The organism is Falsiroseomonas algicola, assembly GCF_011040385.1.
In the GTDB taxonomy this organism is placed as follows: Bacteria; Pseudomonadota; Alphaproteobacteria; order Acetobacterales; family Acetobacteraceae; genus Falsiroseomonas; species Falsiroseomonas algicola.
On sequence record NZ_JAAIKB010000012.1, the window covers coordinates 27,724 to 45,274 of the forward strand.

A 17,551-nucleotide genomic window follows, 5' to 3' on the forward strand; every position below is an offset into this window, starting at 1 on the left:
CCATGGCCTGGACGCTGCACTGGCTGACCGCTGCCGGGGATCTCGGCGATTGGCGCCTGGCCATTGAGCGGGAGGTGGAGGCGGCGAAGGCAGCCGTGGCCGGCGTGCTGCCCCTCCGGCCCCTCGACATCCTGGTGCAGCGCGTAAAAGGCGCGGTGATCCCGGAGATCGGCATGGTCGGGCAGGCCTACCGCAAGGACCTCTGCTCGGTGACGCTGGATCCGGAGAATGCGGCTTTCAGCGATGCGCTGGCTACGGGGGCCCTGTGCCGGACCGTGGTGCATGAGGTGAACCACTGCCTGCGCATGGGCGGCCCTGGCTATGGCCGGACATTGGGGGAGGCGCTGGTGAGCGAGGGCCTGGCCGGCCATTTCACCGCCCGCCTCTGCCGCAACCCGCCGGAACCCTGGGAATGCGCGGTGCCGCCCGAGGTGCTGCGCGCCCATCGCCCCGACGACGCCATGCTCGCCGATCCCGGCTATGACCACGCCAGCTGGTTCTTCGGCCGCGGCGGTCAGCGGCCGCGCTGGCTGGGCTACACGATGGGCTACGCCATCGTGGCGGAGTGGCTGGCGGCCACCCCCGCGGCGGATGCGCGGGCGCTGGTGGACGTTCCGGCGGCCGAGGTGCTTGCCGCCGCCTGGCCGACCTGACATCGCCGTGGCGCCGCCGTGATTGCGGCGCTAGAACAAGCGCATGCGCGCCGTCCTTGCCATGCTGCTGCTGCTCGGCCTGGCCGCCTGCGGGTCCACCCGCCAGGCCGGCCAGCCGCCGCTGGCGCCGCATCGCGCCGACCTCGGGGAGCCCATCTCCTGCGTGCCCTATGCCCGCGCCCGGTCCGGCATCAGCCTGGCTGGCGATGCCTGGCAGTGGTGGGACGCGGCGGCCGGGCGGTATGAGCGCGGACGGGCGCCCCAGCCGGGCAGCGTGCTCGTCATCAACCGCACCGCCCGCATGCCATCGGGCCATGTCGCCGTCGTCTCCCGCGTGCTGAACAGCCGGGAGGTGCTGGTGGACCATGCCAACTGGGCGTCGGGTGCCGCGCGCGGGCGCATCGCGACCGACCAGCGCGTGGTCGATGTCTCGCCGCGCAATGACTGGTCGCTGGTCCGCGTCTGGTATCCCCGGATCAACGACCTTGGCACCACCGCCTTCCCGGCGCGCGGCTTCGTGCATTCGCGGATGGCGATGGCGGGTCGATGAGGCCGCTCCGCGGCGGGTCGCTGAGGCCGCTCCGCGGCGGGGCGCTGACAGCGCGCGCGCGGCAAGGCATTCTCCGCCGCAATGTCCAGGGAGGATTCCTCATGCGCCTGACCCGCCGCGGCCTCGTCGCCACCACTGCCGCCCTGGCCGCCGCGCCGCGATGGTCGGCCGCCCAGGCCGCCTGGCCGGACCGGCCGGTGCGCGTCATCGTCTCCTTCCCCGGGGGCTCCACGCCGGACATGGCGGCGCGCGCCGTCACCGGCCATTTCGCGACCGCCTTCGGCCAGCCCTTCGTGGTGGACAACCGCGCCGGCGGCGGCGGCGCGATCGGGACGGAGGCGGTGGCCCGCGCGACGGATGGCCACACCATCGGCGTCACCATCGGCGGGCCGGGCAGCACGGCCAAGGTGCTCAACCCCGCGCTGGGCTACGACCCCGCGACCGACCTCGCCCCCATCTCGCTGCTCGCGCGGCTGCCCTTCGTGCTGGTGGTGCATCCCTCCGTCCCGGCGCGCACGGTGAAGGAGCTGTTCGACCATGCCCGCGCCAATCCGGGCGTGCTGAACTACGGCTCCACCGGCCCCGGCACGCTCTCCCACCTCGCGACGGAGGACCTGGCGGCGGCGGAGCGGTTCCAGGCGGTGCATGTCTCCTACCGCGGCGTGGCGCAGGCGGTGCTGGACCTGGTGGCGGGCCGCATCCAGGTCTTCATGGCGCCGCTCGCCGGCGTGGCGGGCCAGGTGCGGGAGGGAACGCTGCGGGCGCTCGCGGTCACCGGCCCCGCCCGCATCCCCCAGCTGCCGGAGGTGCCGACGCTGCGCGAGGCCGGCGCGCCCGGGGAGCCGGTGGTGGCCTGGATCGGCCTGTTCGGCCCGGCCGGCATGCCCGCCGACCGCATCGCGCGCCTCGCGACCGAAGCCCGCGTCGCGCTGCAGAACCCCGAGCAGCGCCGCATCCTGGAAGCGGCGGGGTTCGAGCCCGTGGGCAGCAGCCCGGCCGATTTCGCCGCGCTGCAGAAGGCGGAAATCGAGCGCTGGGGCGGGCTGATCCGCCGGCTCGGCGTGCGGCCGGAGAGCTGATACCGCCGCGCACATGTCGTGACCTGCGGCCGACACTGTCGGCCGAGGCCGCGAATGCGGCCCGCCGCTTATGCGGCGAAGCCAAGCGGCCGGAGGGCCGCGCCGGCGCTTGAGGGCGGAAATGCGTCAGCATTTCTGCAAATCGGTATGACGCCTTCCAGGCTGCGTTCGCCTGCACGCCTATGGCGCCACTACAGCCCCATCAGGTGCAGGTAGCGCGGCAGGGCGCGGTCCCAGGTGAAGTCGGACCGCACCCGCACCGCGGCGGCCGCGCCCATCGCCTTCAGCCTGTCCGGTGCCGCCAGCAGGGCGGCGATCGCGGCTTCCACCGCGGCGGGGTCGGCACCATCGCAGAGTGACCCGGTCACGCCATCCTCGATGGCATCCGCGGCGCCGCCCTCGATTCCCGCCAGGGATGGCAGGCCGTGCCAGGCGGCTTCGAGATAGACGAGGCCGAAGCCCTCCACCGAGTTGCCCTCTCGCCGCGTCGGCATGACGAAGAGGTCGGCGGCGTGGAACAACGCGGCCTTCATCGCCTCATCGATCCGGCCGAGCCACTGGACCCGCTCGGCCACGCCAAGTTCGCCGGCCAGCGTCTGCAGGCGCGGGAGGTCCGAGCCGTCGCCGGCGATGAGGTAGCGGAGGCCGGGATGCCGGGCCGCGAGGCCGGGCAGGGAGCGCAGCACCGCATCGACGCCCTTGCGTGGTTCCAGGCGCCCGATCGTCAGCAGGACGGGGCCAGTGCCCTCGATCGCGCCCTGCACGCGGGCGAGATCGGCGTGCCCGGGCATGGGTTGCGGCGGGATCGGCAGGCCGACGGGCACGCAGGCATCGGGCTGCGCCAGGAAGGGCCGGACCCGGTCCGCGGTGTAGCGGGAATTGGGGGCAACCGCGGTGGCGCGGGCCAGCGCCGCGCGGATGCGGCTGGCCTTGCGGGCCGTGGGTGCGGCCGGAAACTCCATGCCATGCGCCAGCGCCAGGACCGGCGCCTTGCTGTCCGGTAATGTTTCGATGCTCTTCCAGCTGTCGCAGAGGATGGCGAGCGGTGGCTGGCGCCGCATGGCGCGTGCGATGGCCAGGCGCTTGACGATGCGGCGGAGCGGCCGAGGGCCGCCGAAGCGATGGAGCGCGAAGTCGCCATCGGCGACCTCCGGGCCGTCACCGCGGATGCGATCGGCAAACACCTCGATCCGGTGCCCGGCCGCGACCAGCGCCTGGGCGAAGGATCCCATCAGGTTCTGGATGCCGCCGGTATCCGGGGGGAAGTTCTGGGTGACGAGCAGGATCGGTGCCGGTGGCATGACGTGCGCTTAATCGTTTCGCGCGATTAAATGAAATAACATCCATGTTAGGGGGCTCAGGCCGCCATGGCCGTTGCGATGGTCTCCGCCACGCGACGGCCGAATTCGGTGACGAAGACGCGGCGGATGGCCTGCGCGGCGCGCACCAGGACGGTATTGTGCCGCGTCTCGTCGTCATCGGCGAACCAGACGATGAAGCTGTCGTCGCGGCCGCGCTTCAGGATGTCGGCAGGTCCGAGCAGCGGCCGCAGCGCATCCTCCACCAGCGTGGTCGCGCGCTGGGCGATGCGGGGCCAGTCATCCGGCAGGGCGTCGCGGTAGCGATGCAGGCTGATGGTGCGCACCTGCGCCGCCGTCGCTTCCGCCGTGCTGCGGCGGGCGCCGCTGACCGGCGTCAGCGTCAGGACCCGCACCTGGCGGTCGCTGGCGCCGTTCAGGATCGCCGCGTGCTTGATGGCGGTGAAGCGCGTGCCGTCCTTCGCGATGGCGGTGATTTCCATCTGGAAGGGCTTGCCATCCAGCATCTGCTGCGCGCGGGCCGCCTTCACCGCGCCGGCGGGGTCGGGCGGCAGCAGGGCGTCGATGTGCAGGCCCTGGAGGTTGGCGGCGCCGTAGCCCAGCGCTTTCTGGAAGGCGGCGTTGGCCAGCAGGATGAAGCCGTCCTGCCGCACCACCACGACGGGCAGGCTGAGATGCATGAAGACGGAGGCGAGCATGCGCTGCGCTTCCGTCCTGCGCATCACCTCGCGCCGCGCCTCGGTCAGTTCGCTGACATTCTGCAGCACTGCCATGAAGGTGGCGGCGTTGATCTTGCTGACGTCGAGCATCAGGGTCGCGCGTGCCGCGTCCACGCTGATCGTCACCTGGTCCAGGATGCGGCCCGCGGGTTCGCCAAAGCGCCGCACATGGTCGCGCAGATCGGGCGCCGCGCTGCCCAGCAGCGCGAAGAGATTGGTCATCCCGCCATCGCGCGACAGCGGCATCAGCAGCGTCGCGGCGGCGGGGTTCGCCATCTCGATCGTGCCGTCCGGGCCGAACTTCACGATGCCGATCGGCACCAGATAGAGGAACTCGATCAGGGTCTCATAGCTGGCGTCTGCCGGCTCGAGGGGCGCCTGCATGCTCAGACGCGCCTCTCGATGGCCAGGTACATGCGGGGCCGGTCTGCCCGGCGGAGCAGGCGGAGCTTCACCTTGCGCGGCGCCATGCGCAGCGTGAGGACATAGTCCACGACGGCGTCGAGGTCGGGCTCCGTCGCGTAGCGGTGGGCGACCATGAAGTTGTTCATGCAGGGCGCGACGGTGTCGAAGAAGTCCCGGCCGAGCACGCGGTCCTGGCTCAGCCCGCTGAGGCGCGATTCGGTCGCGCCGTAATGCACCACCCGCCCGTCGGCGGAGAGGGTGATGACGCCGAAGGGCAGGGCATCGATGGCCGCCGGGGCGGCCGTTTCCAGCCAGTCGAACAGGTCGGGGTCGAAGGCGGTGGGCGACGCGTCCGTCGGGGCGGCCCCGGCCGTCGTGTCGATCGCATCGCTCATGGTCCCTCCGTCCTCGTCCACCGCGCCTTCCTGGCCCGGCGGGGATACGGCGGGACGGGTGACCATTCGCTTAAGCGCGGGGGCGCCTGGAACGCCGAAGGGCTGGCCGGCATCACTGCCGGCCAGCCCCCCTCAAGCCACCGGGACGTGTCCCGGGCGGGCCGCGGTCAGGCGGCGGTGGCCGGCGGTTCGCCCCGGGTCTTCCACAGGCTGTAAAAGATGCCGCCCGCGATCAGCGCCATGGTGACGCCGAGCGAGATGGCCGGGTCGAGCTTGCCCACGAGCTGGTTCCAGAAGATCTTCCCGCCGATGAAGACCAGGACCAGTGCCAGCGCATACTTCAGGTAGTGGAAGCGGTGCACCATGGCGGCCAGCGCGAAGTATAGCGCGCGGAGGCCGAGGATCGCCATGATGTTCGCGGTATAGACCACGAAGGTGTCGGTGGTGATGGCGAAGATCGCCGGCACGCTGTCCACCGCGAAGATCAGGTCGGCAATGTTGATGACGACCAGCGCCAGGAACAGCGGCGTCGCCCACACCACCACCTTGCCGCCCTTCGTGGCGTCCGGCTTGCGGACGAAGAACTTCTCGCCATGCAGCTCGTCCGTCACCCGCATGTGCTTCTTGAAGAAGCGCACCACCGGGTTCTTGGACACGTCCGTGTCGCCTTCCGGCACCACCAGCATCTTGATGCCGGTTCCGATCAGGAAGAGGCCGAAGACGTAGAGGATCCAGCTGTATTCCTGCACCAGCGCCGCGCCGACGCCGATCATGACACCGCGCAGCACGATGACCGCGATGATGCCCCAGACCAGGGCGCGGTACTGGTACTTCCGCGGGATGGCGAAGAAGCCGAAGATCAGGCTGATGACGAAGACGTTGTCGATGGACAGCGCCTTCTCGATGAAGAAGCCGGTGAAGTAGGTGATGCCGGCGTGGCTGCCATCCTCGGTCGTGATGGTGCCGTTGTCATAGGCCCACCAGATGGCGGCGCCGTAGAGCATGGCGAAGCCGATGTAGAAGGCGGAAAGCCAGAGGCTTTCCGAGATCCCCATCTCCTTGTCCTCCTTGTGCAGCACGCCGAGGTCGAAGGCGAGCAGCAGGAAGACGATCGAGAAGAAGCCGGCCCACATCCAGACCGGTTTTCCGATCCATTCGGCGAAGAGGAATTCCATACAAGGTTGCTCCGGGCCACCCGGGCCCGCCAGGGGCGGACGCAGGGCATGGTTGGGGTGTCCCGGCACGGACACGATCCGGGCCGGGTCGTGTGTGGTCTCTCTGACGATCCGACATCGCGGCGGGCGCGGCCCTGCCTCGCGGCACGGCACGCCCAGACGCCAGAGGGGCCCGGATCAGCGGCCGATCTAGGGAATGCGTTACGTATATGCAATCCCCCATCCACAAAATTTCGGAGCCGATCGCTGGCATCCGGCTGCCTGACACGCACCCTTCATCGATGATGGCAGCGAAACGTTAAAAAAGAGCCGTCCAGGAACGAGAGTTCGTTCCAGAAAATAAACCAACGTGTCTGGTGCTCACGATTTTTTCATGCAGACATGCTGCCGGGCTGGCCACTGCCCCTGCCGCGGCCGCCCTCAGAATGAAGGCCGCCCCGGATGCAACTCGACCAGACCGATATCGACTTCCTGCTCGCCCAGCTGCGCGCCCCCCGCTTCCCCGATTCGCCCTTGGACAATGCGGGGGTGCGGGACCCCTCCGGCGCCAACAACAACCTGATCCCGGGCCAGGGCCTGTTCGGTGCGTCCGGCCAGCCCTTCGACCGGCTGACGACGCCCACCTATGTCGAGGTGCAGAGCCTGGCGGCCGGGCAGCTCGGCCCGGGCATGCCCGCGACCACGACCTATTCCAGCAATGCGCCGAACGCCGTGATCGTCGATGCCGCGCCGCGGCAGATCAGCAACCTGGTGGCGGACCAGGCGCAGCTCAGCACCGACCCGTCCGACCCGCTGGGCTTCAAGGCGAACCTGGCGCCGGTCTATGACCGCGCCATCAACCCGCTGCCGGACAGCGCGGTCTTCGGCTTCTTCGGCCAGTTCTTCGACCATGGGCTCGACCTGGTCCATAAGGGCGCCAACGGCGTGGTCTTCGTGCCCCTTGCGCCGAACGACCCCCTCTACGTCCCCGGCGGCAACGCCAACTTCATGGTCGTCTCCCGCGCCAACTTCACGATCGATCCCGCGACCGGGGAGCGGGTCTACGTCAACACTGTCTCCCCCTTCATCGACCAGAACCAGACCTACGGGTCGCACCCCGTCACCACCGCGCTGCTGCGGGAATACGATGCCAATGGCGTGGCGACCGGCCGCCTGGTGAGCGGCGCGGGCGGCGGCATGGCCACCTGGGCCGATGTGAAGGCCAATGCCGCGCGAATCGGCATCACGCTGACCGACATGGATGTGCTGGACATCCCCCAGCTCGCGCTCAACCTGGATGGCACGGTGGCGCTGACGCCGGGGCCGGGCGGGCGCATGGTGGCGACCGTGGTCACCAACCCCGCGACGGGCGCCGTGCTGCGCACCGGGCAGGCCTTCCTGGACGACATCGCCCGTGGCGCCACGCCGAATGCGGCCGGCACCTATGACGCCGCGTTGCTGGACAAGCACTACATCGCCGGCGACGGGCGGGTGAACGAGAATTTCGGCCTGACCGCCATCCACCACGTCTTCCATGGCGAGCACAACCGGGTGGTGGAGGAGATCAAGGCCCTTGTCGCCGCCCGCACCGCCGCCGACCCCACCTTTGCCCCCTGGAGCGGGGAGATGCTGTTCCAGGCGGCCAAGATCGTGACGGAGATGCAGTACCAGCATCTCGTCTTCGACGAGTTCGCCCGCCGCGTCAGCCCGAATGTCGATGAATTCGCGACCTATGACATCGAGCTGAACCCGAACATCTCCATCGAATTCGCCCATGCGGTCTACCGCTTCGGCCATTCGATGATGGGCGAGACGCTGGACCTGATCGACCCGGCGACGGGCGCGAAGTCGGAGGTCAGCCTGATCTCCGCCTTCCTCAACCCGACCGCCTATGCCGCGAAGATCGCGGCCGCGGGCGGCAATGGCGATGCCGCGGCGGCGGCCATCATCCTCGGCATGTCGCGCCAGGTCGGCAACATGATCGACGAATTCACCACCAATGCGCTGCGCAACTCCCTGCTCGGCCTGCCGCTCGACCTGCCTGCCATCAACATCACCCGGGGCCGGGAGATGGGGATCGGCAGCCTCAACCAGGTGCGGGCCGAACTCCATGCCCAGACCGGTCTCGCCTCCCTCAAGCCCTATGAGAGCTGGGCCGATTTCGGCGACAACCTGCTGCATCCCGAAAGCCTGGTGAACTTCGTCGCTGCCTATGCCTTCCGCAACGCCGCCGATCCGCGCCAGGCGGCGCGGGATGCGTTGGCCAGCCAGGCGTTCCGGGAGAATACGCTGGCGGCGGGGGATCCGCTGGCCGCCGCCGCCAATGCCTTCAACGACATCGACCTGTGGCTGGGTGGCCTGGCGGAGAAGAAGGTCGTCACCGGCGGCATCACCGGCCGGCTCGGCGCCACCTTCGACTTCATCTTCGCCCAGCAGATGGTGGACCTGCAGAATGGCGACCGCTTCTACTACCTGGACCGCCTGGCCGGCACCAACCTGCTGGTGCAGATCGAGGGTCAGCGCTTCAGCGACATCATCGAGCGCAACACCGGCCTCACCACCCTCTATGCCGACATCTTCTCGGCGCCCGATGCGGTGCTGAGCCTGGACGATCCCTCCGGCTTCTCCGCCAGCCCCGGCGCGCGCTTCGATGGCCGCGGCATCTTCCGCGCCGGCGCGATGAGCGAGGTGATCATCGGCCGCGCCGGCAACGACACCATCGTGGCCAATGGCGGCAATGACGACGTCTCGGGCCTCGGCGGCGATGACCGCATCGATGGCAGCGCGGGCAACGACTTCCTCGATGGCGGGGAGGGCAACGACACCATCGTGGACCAGGATGGCGATGACTTCGCCCGTGGCGGCGCTGGCAATGACAGCATCTCGCTTGGCCTCGGCGATGACGTTGCCTTTGCCGGTGATGGCAACGACACGGTGCGCGGCGGCAGCGGCATCGACGACCTGAACGGGGAGGCGGGGAATGACCGCCTGTTCGGCGACGGCAATGACGACGTGATGACGGGTGGCGACGGCAACGACTACCTGGATGGCGGGATCGGCGCGGATGGGCTGGACGGCGATGCCGGCAACGACACGCTTGTCGGCGGCGCCGGGCCGGACGACCTGAACGGCCTGGATGGCGACGACCTGCTGCTGCCCGGCGACATCGGCTTCAACAACGTCATCGATGGCGGCCTCGGCTTCGACATCGTGTCCTATGAGAAGGCGGTCTATCGCGTCCTCGTGGACCTGAACCTGGATGCCGTGCCGGCCCCGCCACCCGGCGGCAATGCCCCCGACACCTATATCGACGTGGAGGGCGCGATCGGCTCCGGCTTCGCCGATACGCTGATCGGCAATTCCGGCGGGCTGGTGGCCGGCAACTGGCTGCGCGGCATGGCGGGGAACGACGTCGTCACCGGTGGCGCGGGCGCCGATACGCTGGATGGCGGGCTGGGCGCCGACACCATGACGGGCGGCGCGGGCAACACCCTCTATGTGGTGGATGACCTGATGGACCGCGTCTCCGAAGGCGTGGCGCCGGGCGGGGCGGATACCGTCAGCGCCTCCGTCAGCTACACCCTGGGCGCGGGGCTGGAGGCGCTGCTGCTGACCGGCAGCGCGGACCTGACCGGCACGGGCAACGCGCTGGCCAACACCATCACCGGCAATGCGGGCGCCAATACGCTCGATGGCCTGGCCGGCGCTGATACGCTGATCGGCGGGCGGGGCAGCGACCTCTACCTGGTCCAGGGCATCACGGATGTGGTGATCGAACTGCCGGGGCAGGGGGCCGACACCGTCTCCTCCTCCGGCAGCTTCATCCTGTGGGACGGGGTGGAGACGCTGGTGCTGACCGGCACCGGCAATACGAGTGCCGAGGGCAACGACCTCGCCAATGTCATCCTCGGCAATGCCGGCAACAACCTGATCCAGGGCTGGGCGGGGGCCGATACCATCGATGGCGGGGCCGGCGCCGACACCATGCTGGGCGGCACCAGCGGGGACCTGTTCTACGTCGACAACAATGGCGATGTGGTGGTGGAACTGGCCGGTGGCGGGTCGGATACCGTCATCTCCAGCGCCGCCAGCTCGACCATGTCCGCCTCCATCAACGAACTGATCCTGGCCGGCAGCGGCAACATCGCCGGCATCGGCAACGCGGAGGGCAACCTGATCCGCGGCAATGCCGGCAACAACCTGCTGGATGGCGGGACGGGCGCGGATACGCTGGTCGGCGGCGCGGGCAACGACACCTATGTCGTGGACAACGCCCTCGACCTGGTGGTGGAGGAGGCGGGTGGCGGCGCCGATCTGGTGCAGTCAGCCGTCGCCTATGTCCTTGGCGCCAATGTCGAGAACCTGGTCCTGACCGGCACCCGTGCCATCAGCGGCACGGGCAATGAGGGTGACAACCGCATCACCGGCAATGGCGCCGCCAACGTCCTTGCTGGCGGCGGCGGCGGCGACACCATCCTCGGCGGGGCGGGGGCGGATACCCTGTCCGGCGGCGCCGGGCGCGACGTCTTCGTCTTCGGCGACGGCGATGCCGGCGCGGGCACGCGCGCGGATACGATCCTGGATTTCGTGCGGGGGCAGGACCTGATCTCCCTGGCCGGGATCGATGCCAACCCCTTCCTGTTGGGCGACCAGGCCTTCACCTTCATCGGCGGGTCCAATTTCTTCGCCATCGGCCAGGCCCGCTTCAGCGGTGGCGTGCTGCACCTGAACCTCGATTTCGGCAGCGCGCCGGACATGTCGATCGCGATGACCGGGGTCACCAGCCTCTCGTCCAGCGATTTCCTCAACCTGTAACCGGGATGGCGCGGGGGAGGGCGGCAAAATGCCGCACCCCCCGTTGTCTCAAGATGACGGACACGCCATGTGTCGGTTTGCGCCGGGCGGGGACGCGCATTAGTCTGCTGCCTGGAAATTGTCCGGTCCGCCTCAGGGGTTCACCTTGGGGGGTGGGCCCCTATGGGATCGAGGCGTCACGATGGGTTCCTTCAGCATCTGGCACTGGCTCGTGGTGCTGCTGGTCATCCTGCTGCTGTTCGGCAGCGGCAAGATCAGCGGCCTGATGGGCGACCTGGCCAAGGGCATCAAGTCCTTCAAGCAGAACATGAAGGAGGATGAGGTGAAGGACGCCTCCATGGCGGCCGATCCCGCGGCGCAGACCCCGGCGCAGCCTGCCGGCACGATCGCCGCCCCGGGCGCCCCCCATGGCGCCCAGACCACCGGCACGGCGCAGGCCGCCAACCCGTCCCGCCCCGCCGCCTGACGCTGCCCGCCCCGGCCAGCCTTGCGGCAGGTTCCGGGGCCGGTTGATGCGATCCGCCGGCGGCCCTAGGGTGCCGCCAGAAGGACGAGCCCCGCCCCATGGCGGGGCCGCGCGCCGACCCCGTCGCCGGGGCCGGCGCGTCGCATTTGGGGGGCTTCCATGGTCAATCCGCCGGCAATGAACGGCAGCGGGCAGCGCATGCCCGACGCGCCCGAGGGCGTGGCCGAGATCGACGACATGGAGTTCGCCTCCCCGCGCCGCGAACTCGCGGGCTGGCAGGGGCAGGCCTGGCGGGCAGCGGCGGCGGCTTTCGTGGCCTGGCACCTCTGGGTGCTGCTGGTCGCGCCGCTCGACCCCACCATCGCCCGCGCCGTGCATGTGTTCCTTGGCGCGGCCCTCGGCTTCGCCGCCTTCGCGCCCCGCAGCCTGGCCGCCGGCGCGGCGGAGACGCGCATCCCCTGGTATGACTTGGCGCTGATCATCCCCTGCTTCCTGATCCCGGCCCACTACATCCTGGACGCGGACGGGATCGAGATGCGGTCCTTCATGGGCCCCAACTGGCAGGACCTGGCGGTGGCCGGGCTCGGCATGCTGCTGGTGCTCGAATTCGCGCGACGCACGGCGGGGGCGGTGATGCCGCTGATCGCCATCGTCTTCATCGCCTATTGCTTCGTCGGGCCCTGGATGCCGGGCATCCTGTTCCACCGCGGCGTCGCCTGGGACCAGGTGCTGGTGGAGCTGTTCGGCAACAACGGCGTGCTCGGCACCATCGTGCAGGTCTCCGCCACCTTCATCATCGTCTTCATCACCTTCGCGGCCTTCCTGCAGGCGTCGCGCGCCGGCGAGTACTTCAACGACTTCGCCCTCGCCCTGGTCGGCCGCGCGCGGGGCGGGCCGGCCAAGGTCACCGTCGTCTCCGGCATCCTCTTCGGCACCATCTCCGGCAGCGCGGTCGCCAATGTCGTCGCTTCCGGCGCCTTCACCATCCCGATGATGCGGCGCGTCGGCTATGACCGGGAGACGGCGGCGGCGGTGGAGGCGACGAGCTCGACCGGCGGGCAGATCACGCCGCCCGTCATGGGGGCGGGCGCCTTCATCATGGCGGAGGTGCTGGGCCGCCCCTACACCGACATCGCGCTGGCGGGCCTGATTCCCGCGCTGCTCTTCTACATCGCCAACTACATCCATTGCGACCTGAACGCCCGCAAGGCCGGCATCCGCGGCCTGCCGCGGGAGGAGTTGCCGCGCTGGGTCGACCTGGCCCGCCGCGCCTACATGGCCTCCCCGCTCGTGCTGCTGATCGCGATCCTGCTGATGGGCTATTCGCCCTTCCGCGCGGCGGCCATCGGCATCGCCGCCACCCTCGTGATCATGCTGGGCACGGCGCTGGCGCATCGCATGGCGCTGCGGGGGCAGGGGGTCGGGGCGGCGCTGCCGGGTGCGGCCATGGAGACCGTCGGCGCCATCTACCAGGCGCTCGGCAGTTCGGCGAAGGAGGCGATGCAGATCATCGCCGTCTGCGCCGCGGCCGGGATCGTCGCCGGCGTCATCGGCCTGACCGGCGTCGGCGGCCGCTTCGCCACCATGCTGCTCGACATCGCCGGCGCCTCCTCCTTCCTCGCCATGGTCTTCGCGATGGTGGTGGCGATCATCCTCGGCATGGGCGTGCCGACCACGGCCGCCTATGCGATCGCCGCCGCGGTGGTGGCGCCGGGGCTGATCCGCATCGGCGTCGATCCGCTGGTGGCGCACATGTTCATCTTCTACTTCGCCATCCTTTCGGCCATCACGCCGCCGGTGGCGCTGGCGAGCTTCGCCGCGGCCTCCATGGCCGGGGGCGACATGTGGCGGACCAGCGTCATCGCGGTGAAGCTGGGGCTGGCCACCTTCATCGTGCCCTACATGTTCTGGCTCTCCCCGGCGCTGCTGGCGCAGGGGGAGCTGATTGCCATCCTCCAGGTCTTCGCCACCGCCTCCCTCGGCGTCTGGCTGCTGGCCTGCTCGACCGAGGGCTGGATGCTGAACGGGCGCCTGGCCCTGCCGCTCCGCCTGCTGTCCGGCGCCGCGGGGCTGGCGCTGATGGTGCCGGAACTGGCGACGGACCTCTTCGGCCTGGCGGTTGCCGCGGGGCTCGTCTTCTGGCAACGCCGCAGCTTCCCGACGGAAAGGCTTGCATGATCCCGGACCATGTCGAGGTCGCCATCATCGAGGTCGGCCGCCGCCTGGACCGCCAGGGGCTGGTGCCGGCGACGGCCGGCAACTTCTCGATCCGCCTCGATGCCCGGACGCTGGCCGTCACCGTCTCCGGCCGCCACAAGGGCATGCTGCGGCCGGGCGACGTCATGGTGGTGGACATCGATGGCAGGCCGCTGACGGCGGGCAAGCGGAGCTCCGCCGAGACGCTGCTGCATTGCGGCATCTACCGGAAATTCCCCGAGGCCGGCGCCGTGCTGCACGGCCATTCCATCGCCAACACCGTCATGTCCCGGGCGGCGGAGGGCGAGTCCATCACGCTCTCGGGCTATGAGCTGCTGAAGGCCTTTCCCGGATTGCCGACGCATGAGGCGGAAATCGCCGTCCCGGTGGTGGAGAACGACCAGGATATTCCCCGCATGCAGCGGGGCCTGGACCTGCTGTGGGATGGCATGGCAGAGCCCCCGCCCGGCTACTTGATCCGCGGCCACGGGTCCTATGTCTGGGCCGCCGACATGCCGGGGGCGCTGGCGCGCCTCGAAGCCCTGGAATTCATGCTCGCCTGCGAGATGCAGGAAAGGAGGATGCGATGAGCCGCCTGACCATCTGGGACGCCTCGTCCAACGACCAGCTGCTGGTCACCGAGGACCCCGCCGAGATCGCCACGAAGCTCAAGGCGATCGGCGTGCGGTTCGAGCAGTGGCCGCGCGCCGACCTGCCGGCGGATGCGGATGCGGATGCCATCCTGGCGGCCTATCGCCCCCATCTCGACGCCTTCCTGGCCTCCACGGGCGCGGGCACGGCCGATGTCATCAAGCTGACGCCGGACCACCCGATGAAGGATGCGATGCGGGCCAAGTTCCTGTCGGAGCACACGCACACGGAAGACGAGGTGCGCTTCTTCCATGCCGGCACGGGCAATTTCGTGCTGCATATGGAGGGCCCAGAGGGGCCAAGGGTCTTCGACGCGCATTGCGGCCCGGGCGACCTGATCAGCGTGCCCGCGAACAGCAAGCACTGGTTCGATGCCGGGACGGAGCCCAATTTCGCCGTCGTCCGCGTCTTCACCGACACCACCGGCTGGACGCCGCACTACACCGGCACCGACATGGCAGAGCGTTTCCCGGCGAAGACCATCTGATGCCTCAGACGCCGGCGTGCGCTCCGAGCACTTGGCTTTCGCGCAGGCGACTGGTGCGCCTGGATGCGCTGCCGGGTTGTGCGCGGGCCGCATTCGCGGCCTCGGCACGCGACGCGGGCCGCCTGCCATGATCTCGACGGTCCTGACGGACATCGAGGGCACCACCAGCGCCATCGCCTTCGTGAAGGAGACGCTGTTCCCCTTCGCGGAGCAGGCGCTGGCCGGTTTCCTCGAAGCCCGGCGCGATGACCCGGAGGTTGCCGCCATCCTGGCGGAGGTGCCGGGACCCGATCCCGTCGCGACGCTCCGCGGCTGGATGGCGGAGGACGTGAAGGCGACGCCGCTCAAGACGCTGCAGGGCATGATCTGGGAGGCCGGCTTCCGGGACGGACGGCTGCGTGGCCATCTCTGGCCCGATGTCGCGCCCTGCCTGCGCGCCTGGCATGCGGCCGGGCTGCGGCTGGCCGTCTATTCCTCGGGCTCCGTCGCGGCGCAGAAGCTGCTCTTCGGCCATAGCGAGGCGGGCGACCTGCTGCCGCTGTTCAGCGGCTTCTTCGACACGCGGGTCGGCCACAAGCGGGAAGCGACCTCCTACGCCGCCATCGCGCAGGCGCTCGGCACCCCGCCCGGGGAGATCCTGTTCCTCTCCGACGTGGTGGAGGAGCTGGATGCGGCGGCGGCGAGCGGCCTCGCCACCTGTCAGCTGGTGCGCCCGGCCGATGGCACCGCCCCCGCCGGCCGGCACCGGGAAGCCCCTGATTTTCCCGCGGTCAGCCGGCTGTGCGGCCTTCCGGCCACGCCCTGACACCCTTTATCGCAACGCAGCATCCGCCCGGGTGACATTCCCCGCCCGGGCGCGCTAGATGCCGCGAGCCCCGGGCGGGAGTGCGCGACATGATGACGACCTACACCGTCGCGGAAGGCCGCCTGACGCTCCGGGACGGCATCCTGCCCCTGCCTGACGTCGCTGGCGCCATCTGGATCGACCTGCTCAACCCGACGCCGGAGGAAGGCCGCGCCGTCAAGGACGCGCTCAGGCTCGAGATCCCGACGCGCGAGGAGATGCAGGAGATCGAAAGCTCCTCCCGCCTCTACCGGGAGGATGACGCCCTCTTCCTCACCGCCAATTTCCTCTACGGCGTGGAGGGCGGCGAATACGGCTCGACGCCGATCACCTTCGTGCTGTCGAACAACGCGCTGGTGACGGTGCGCTACGCCACCCCCAAGGCCTTCAGCGTCTTCGCGCTGCGCTGCCAGCGCACGCCGGGCCTGCTGGCCTCCCCCGATGCGGTGATGCTGCACCTGTTCGAGCAGATCGTGGACCGGCTCGCCGACATCCTGGAACGGGTTGGCAGCGACATGGATCGCGCCTCCTCCGCCTCCTTCCGTTCCGCGCGCAGCAAGGTGAAGGCGACGACGCGCGACCATGATTTGCGGGAAGCGCTGATCACCCTCGGACAGGTCGGAGAGGTGACGACACGCGCGAACGAGACGCTGCTCGGCCTGACGCGCATCCTGTCCTTCGTGGGCGCCGAGAAGGCGACGGCGGTGCGGAAGGAGAATCAGAGCCTGCTCAAGACCCTGGTGCGGGACGTCCGCAGCCTGGTGGACCACGCCGGCTTCCTCAACAGCAAGGCGAACTTCCTGCTGGACGCGGTGCTCGGCATCCTGAATGTCGAGCAGAACGCGATCATCAAGACCTTCACCGTGGCCTCCGTCGCGCTGATGCCGCCGACCCTGATCGCCAGCATCTACGGCATGAACTTCCAGCGCATGCCGGAACTGGAATGGACCTTCGGCTATCCCGCCGCGCTGCTGCTGATGGTGTTCTCCGCGGCCCTGCCCATCCTCTATTTCAAGCGGAAGGGCTGGCTCTGAACCTTCTGCTGGCCCTTTTCGCGGCGATCCTGCTGCTGTCGGCCGGGGCCGCCATGGCGCAGCCGGCCTGCCCGCCACGAGGCACGCCCGCGCTGAATGTCAGCCTCTCCGACCCCGAGCCGCGGGTGCTGCCGCCGCTGCCGGCCTGGCAACTCCGCCAGATGGCGGAAGGGGAGGAGACGGAGGTGGGGCCGCCGCTGCACCACCTCGGCCTGACGCTGTCGCGGGTGGAATGGCGGAGCGAGATCACGGCCCGCAGCGGCGGCGCCTCCGCGGCCGGCGTATGCGCGGTGCCTTCCGAAATCCGTCTGACCCTGGTCCATGCCGAGCACATCATCCGCCTGGCGCGGGAGATCCCCCGCGGCGGCTGCCTGGCGGGGGAGGTGCTGGCGCATGAGCGCCGCCATGCCGAGGTGAACCGCCGCACGCTGCGGGAGGCGGCGGAGGGGCTGCGCAGCGTGGCGCGCGCCTGGGCCGCGCGGGCGGAGGCACGGGCGCCGGATGTCGGCGCCGCCGCCCTGATGCTGCAGGACCAGCTGGCCGCGGCGGTGGAGCCGGTGCTGGAGAGGCTCCGCCAGTCCCGCGCCGCGCAGCACGCGCAGATCGACACGCCGGAAGAATACCGCCGCCTGGGCCGCGTCTGCCCCGGCGACCAGCGGCGCATGCGCTTCACCTTCGGGGCGCATTGAGGGGCCTGTTGCCTGCGACTTGGGCAGGAACGACCCAGCCTTGGTGAAACCCCGCCCGCCCCCGGATTGACCGGCGGGGCCGCGCGGTGGGAAGT

The 17,551-nt window shown here is 69.9% G+C and carries 15 protein-coding genes; 11 read left to right on the top strand and 4 right to left on the bottom strand.

What is annotated here, in order from left to right; genetic code table 11:
* Positions 1 to 2: 2 nt before the first annotated feature.
* The 3 genes from G3576_RS23300 (at position 3) to G3576_RS23310 (ending at position 2,282) form a co-directional block, all read left to right on the top strand.
* Complete coding sequence (locus G3576_RS23300) at positions 3 to 653, top strand: DUF2268 domain-containing putative Zn-dependent protease (protein ID WP_164696876.1); 651 nt, start codon at positions 3 to 5, stop codon at positions 651 to 653.
* Positions 654 to 696: 43 nt separating this feature from the next.
* Positions 697 to 1,203, top strand: a complete 507-nt coding sequence (locus G3576_RS23305) for a CHAP domain-containing protein (protein WP_164696877.1) — start codon at positions 697 to 699, stop codon at positions 1,201 to 1,203.
* 101 nt (positions 1,204 to 1,304) lie between these two features.
* Positions 1,305 to 2,282: a Bug family tripartite tricarboxylate transporter substrate binding protein gene (locus G3576_RS23310; RefSeq protein WP_164696878.1), complete on the top strand. Its 978-nt coding sequence runs from the start codon at positions 1,305 to 1,307 to the stop codon at positions 2,280 to 2,282.
* Positions 2,283 to 2,473: 191 nt separating this feature from the next.
* On the opposite strand, the gene G3576_RS23315 is transcribed toward G3576_RS23310, so the two are convergent.
* The 4 genes from G3576_RS23315 to G3576_RS23330 all read right to left on the bottom strand — a co-directional run bounded on the left by G3576_RS23315 (position 2,474) and on the right by G3576_RS23330 (position 6,295).
* Positions 2,474 to 3,583, bottom strand: a complete 1,110-nt coding sequence (locus tag G3576_RS23315; RefSeq protein ID WP_164696879.1) for a glycosyltransferase family 4 protein — start codon at positions 3,581 to 3,583, stop codon at positions 2,474 to 2,476.
* A 56-nt stretch (positions 3,584 to 3,639) separates the two neighbouring features.
* Positions 3,640 to 4,704, bottom strand: coding sequence for a PAS domain-containing protein (locus G3576_RS23320; protein ID WP_164696880.1), 1,065 nt, complete (start codon positions 4,702 to 4,704; stop codon positions 3,640 to 3,642).
* Positions 4,705 to 4,706: 2 nt separating this feature from the next.
* A complete protein-coding gene (locus G3576_RS23325) occupies positions 4,707 to 5,120 on the bottom strand; it encodes a PAS domain-containing protein (protein ID WP_164696881.1) in 414 nt (137 codons plus the stop codon).
* Positions 5,121 to 5,287: 167 nt separating this feature from the next.
* Positions 5,288 to 6,295: a TerC family protein gene (locus G3576_RS23330; RefSeq protein WP_164696882.1), complete on the bottom strand. Its 1,008-nt coding sequence runs from the start codon at positions 6,293 to 6,295 to the stop codon at positions 5,288 to 5,290.
* 441 nt (positions 6,296 to 6,736) lie between these two features.
* Between G3576_RS23330 and G3576_RS23335 the strand changes: the two genes are divergently transcribed.
* The 8 genes from G3576_RS23335 (at position 6,737) to G3576_RS23370 (ending at position 17,456) form a co-directional block, all read left to right on the top strand.
* Entirely contained in the window at positions 6,737 to 11,089 is a 4,353-nt protein-coding gene (locus tag G3576_RS23335) for a peroxidase family protein (RefSeq protein WP_164696883.1), read from the top strand.
* A gap of 181 nt (positions 11,090 to 11,270) precedes the next feature.
* Positions 11,271 to 11,555 carry a twin-arginine translocase TatA/TatE family subunit gene (locus G3576_RS23340; protein WP_164696884.1) on the top strand — a complete coding sequence of 95 codons (285 nt, stop codon included), beginning with the start codon at positions 11,271 to 11,273 and terminating at the stop codon, positions 11,553 to 11,555.
* 198 nt (positions 11,556 to 11,753) lie between these two features.
* The gene (locus G3576_RS23345) at positions 11,754 to 13,733 is read left to right on the top strand and encodes a TRAP transporter permease (RefSeq protein WP_164696885.1); all 1,980 of its coding nucleotides are present in this window, start codon (positions 11,754 to 11,756) and stop codon (positions 13,731 to 13,733) included.
* Entirely contained in the window at positions 13,730 to 14,341 is a 612-nt protein-coding gene (locus G3576_RS23350; protein ID WP_164696886.1) for a methylthioribulose 1-phosphate dehydratase, read from the top strand. The genes G3576_RS23345 and G3576_RS23350 overlap by 4 nt, the downstream gene beginning before the upstream one ends.
* The gene (locus G3576_RS23355; protein WP_164696887.1) at positions 14,338 to 14,889 is read left to right on the top strand and encodes a 1,2-dihydroxy-3-keto-5-methylthiopentene dioxygenase; all 552 of its coding nucleotides are present in this window, start codon (positions 14,338 to 14,340) and stop codon (positions 14,887 to 14,889) included. Before G3576_RS23350 ends, G3576_RS23355 begins: the two co-directional genes overlap by 4 nt.
* 127 nt (positions 14,890 to 15,016) lie before the next feature.
* Entirely contained in the window at positions 15,017 to 15,694 is a 678-nt protein-coding gene (gene mtnC, locus G3576_RS23360) for an acireductone synthase (RefSeq protein ID WP_164696888.1), read from the top strand.
* 89 nt (positions 15,695 to 15,783) lie between these two features.
* Positions 15,784 to 16,767, top strand: a complete 984-nt coding sequence (gene corA, locus G3576_RS23365) for a magnesium/cobalt transporter CorA (protein ID WP_164696889.1) — start codon at positions 15,784 to 15,786, stop codon at positions 16,765 to 16,767.
* Between the two features lie 53 nt (positions 16,768 to 16,820).
* A complete protein-coding gene (locus G3576_RS23370) occupies positions 16,821 to 17,456 on the top strand; it encodes a hypothetical protein (protein ID WP_164696890.1) in 636 nt (211 codons plus the stop codon).
* The last annotated feature ends 95 nt before the right edge of the window (positions 17,457 to 17,551 follow it).

Excerpts from the sequence above, each read along its gene's own strand:
- mtnC (WP_164696888.1), top strand. The coding sequence starts at position 15,017 with ATGATCTCGACGGTCCTGACGGACATCGAGGGCACCACCAGCGCCATC.
- G3576_RS23355 (WP_164696887.1), top strand. The coding sequence starts at position 14,338 with ATGAGCCGCCTGACCATCTGGGACGCCTCGTCCAACGACCAGCTGCTG.
- G3576_RS23335 (WP_164696883.1), top strand. The coding sequence starts at position 6,737 with ATGCAACTCGACCAGACCGATATCGACTTCCTGCTCGCCCAGCTGCGC.
- G3576_RS23320 (WP_164696880.1), bottom strand. The coding sequence starts at position 4,704 with ATGCAGGCGCCCCTCGAGCCGGCAGACGCCAGCTATGAGACCCTGATC.
- G3576_RS23370 (WP_164696890.1), top strand. The coding sequence starts at position 16,821 with ATGGCGCAGCCGGCCTGCCCGCCACGAGGCACGCCCGCGCTGAATGTC.
- G3576_RS23310 (WP_164696878.1), top strand. The coding sequence starts at position 1,305 with ATGCGCCTGACCCGCCGCGGCCTCGTCGCCACCACTGCCGCCCTGGCC.
- G3576_RS23315 (WP_164696879.1), bottom strand. The coding sequence starts at position 3,583 with ATGCCACCGGCACCGATCCTGCTCGTCACCCAGAACTTCCCCCCGGAT.
- G3576_RS23350 (WP_164696886.1), top strand. The coding sequence starts at position 13,730 with ATGATCCCGGACCATGTCGAGGTCGCCATCATCGAGGTCGGCCGCCGC.
- G3576_RS23340 (WP_164696884.1), top strand. The coding sequence starts at position 11,271 with ATGGGTTCCTTCAGCATCTGGCACTGGCTCGTGGTGCTGCTGGTCATC.
- G3576_RS23325 (WP_164696881.1), bottom strand. The coding sequence starts at position 5,120 with ATGAGCGATGCGATCGACACGACGGCCGGGGCCGCCCCGACGGACGCG.
- corA (WP_164696889.1), top strand. The coding sequence starts at position 15,784 with ATGATGACGACCTACACCGTCGCGGAAGGCCGCCTGACGCTCCGGGAC.
- G3576_RS23330 (WP_164696882.1), bottom strand. The coding sequence starts at position 6,295 with ATGGAATTCCTCTTCGCCGAATGGATCGGAAAACCGGTCTGGATGTGG.
- G3576_RS23305 (WP_164696877.1), top strand. The coding sequence starts at position 697 with ATGCGCGCCGTCCTTGCCATGCTGCTGCTGCTCGGCCTGGCCGCCTGC.
- G3576_RS23345 (WP_164696885.1), top strand. The coding sequence starts at position 11,754 with ATGCCCGACGCGCCCGAGGGCGTGGCCGAGATCGACGACATGGAGTTC.
- G3576_RS23300 (WP_164696876.1), top strand. The coding sequence starts at position 3 with ATGGCCTGGACGCTGCACTGGCTGACCGCTGCCGGGGATCTCGGCGAT.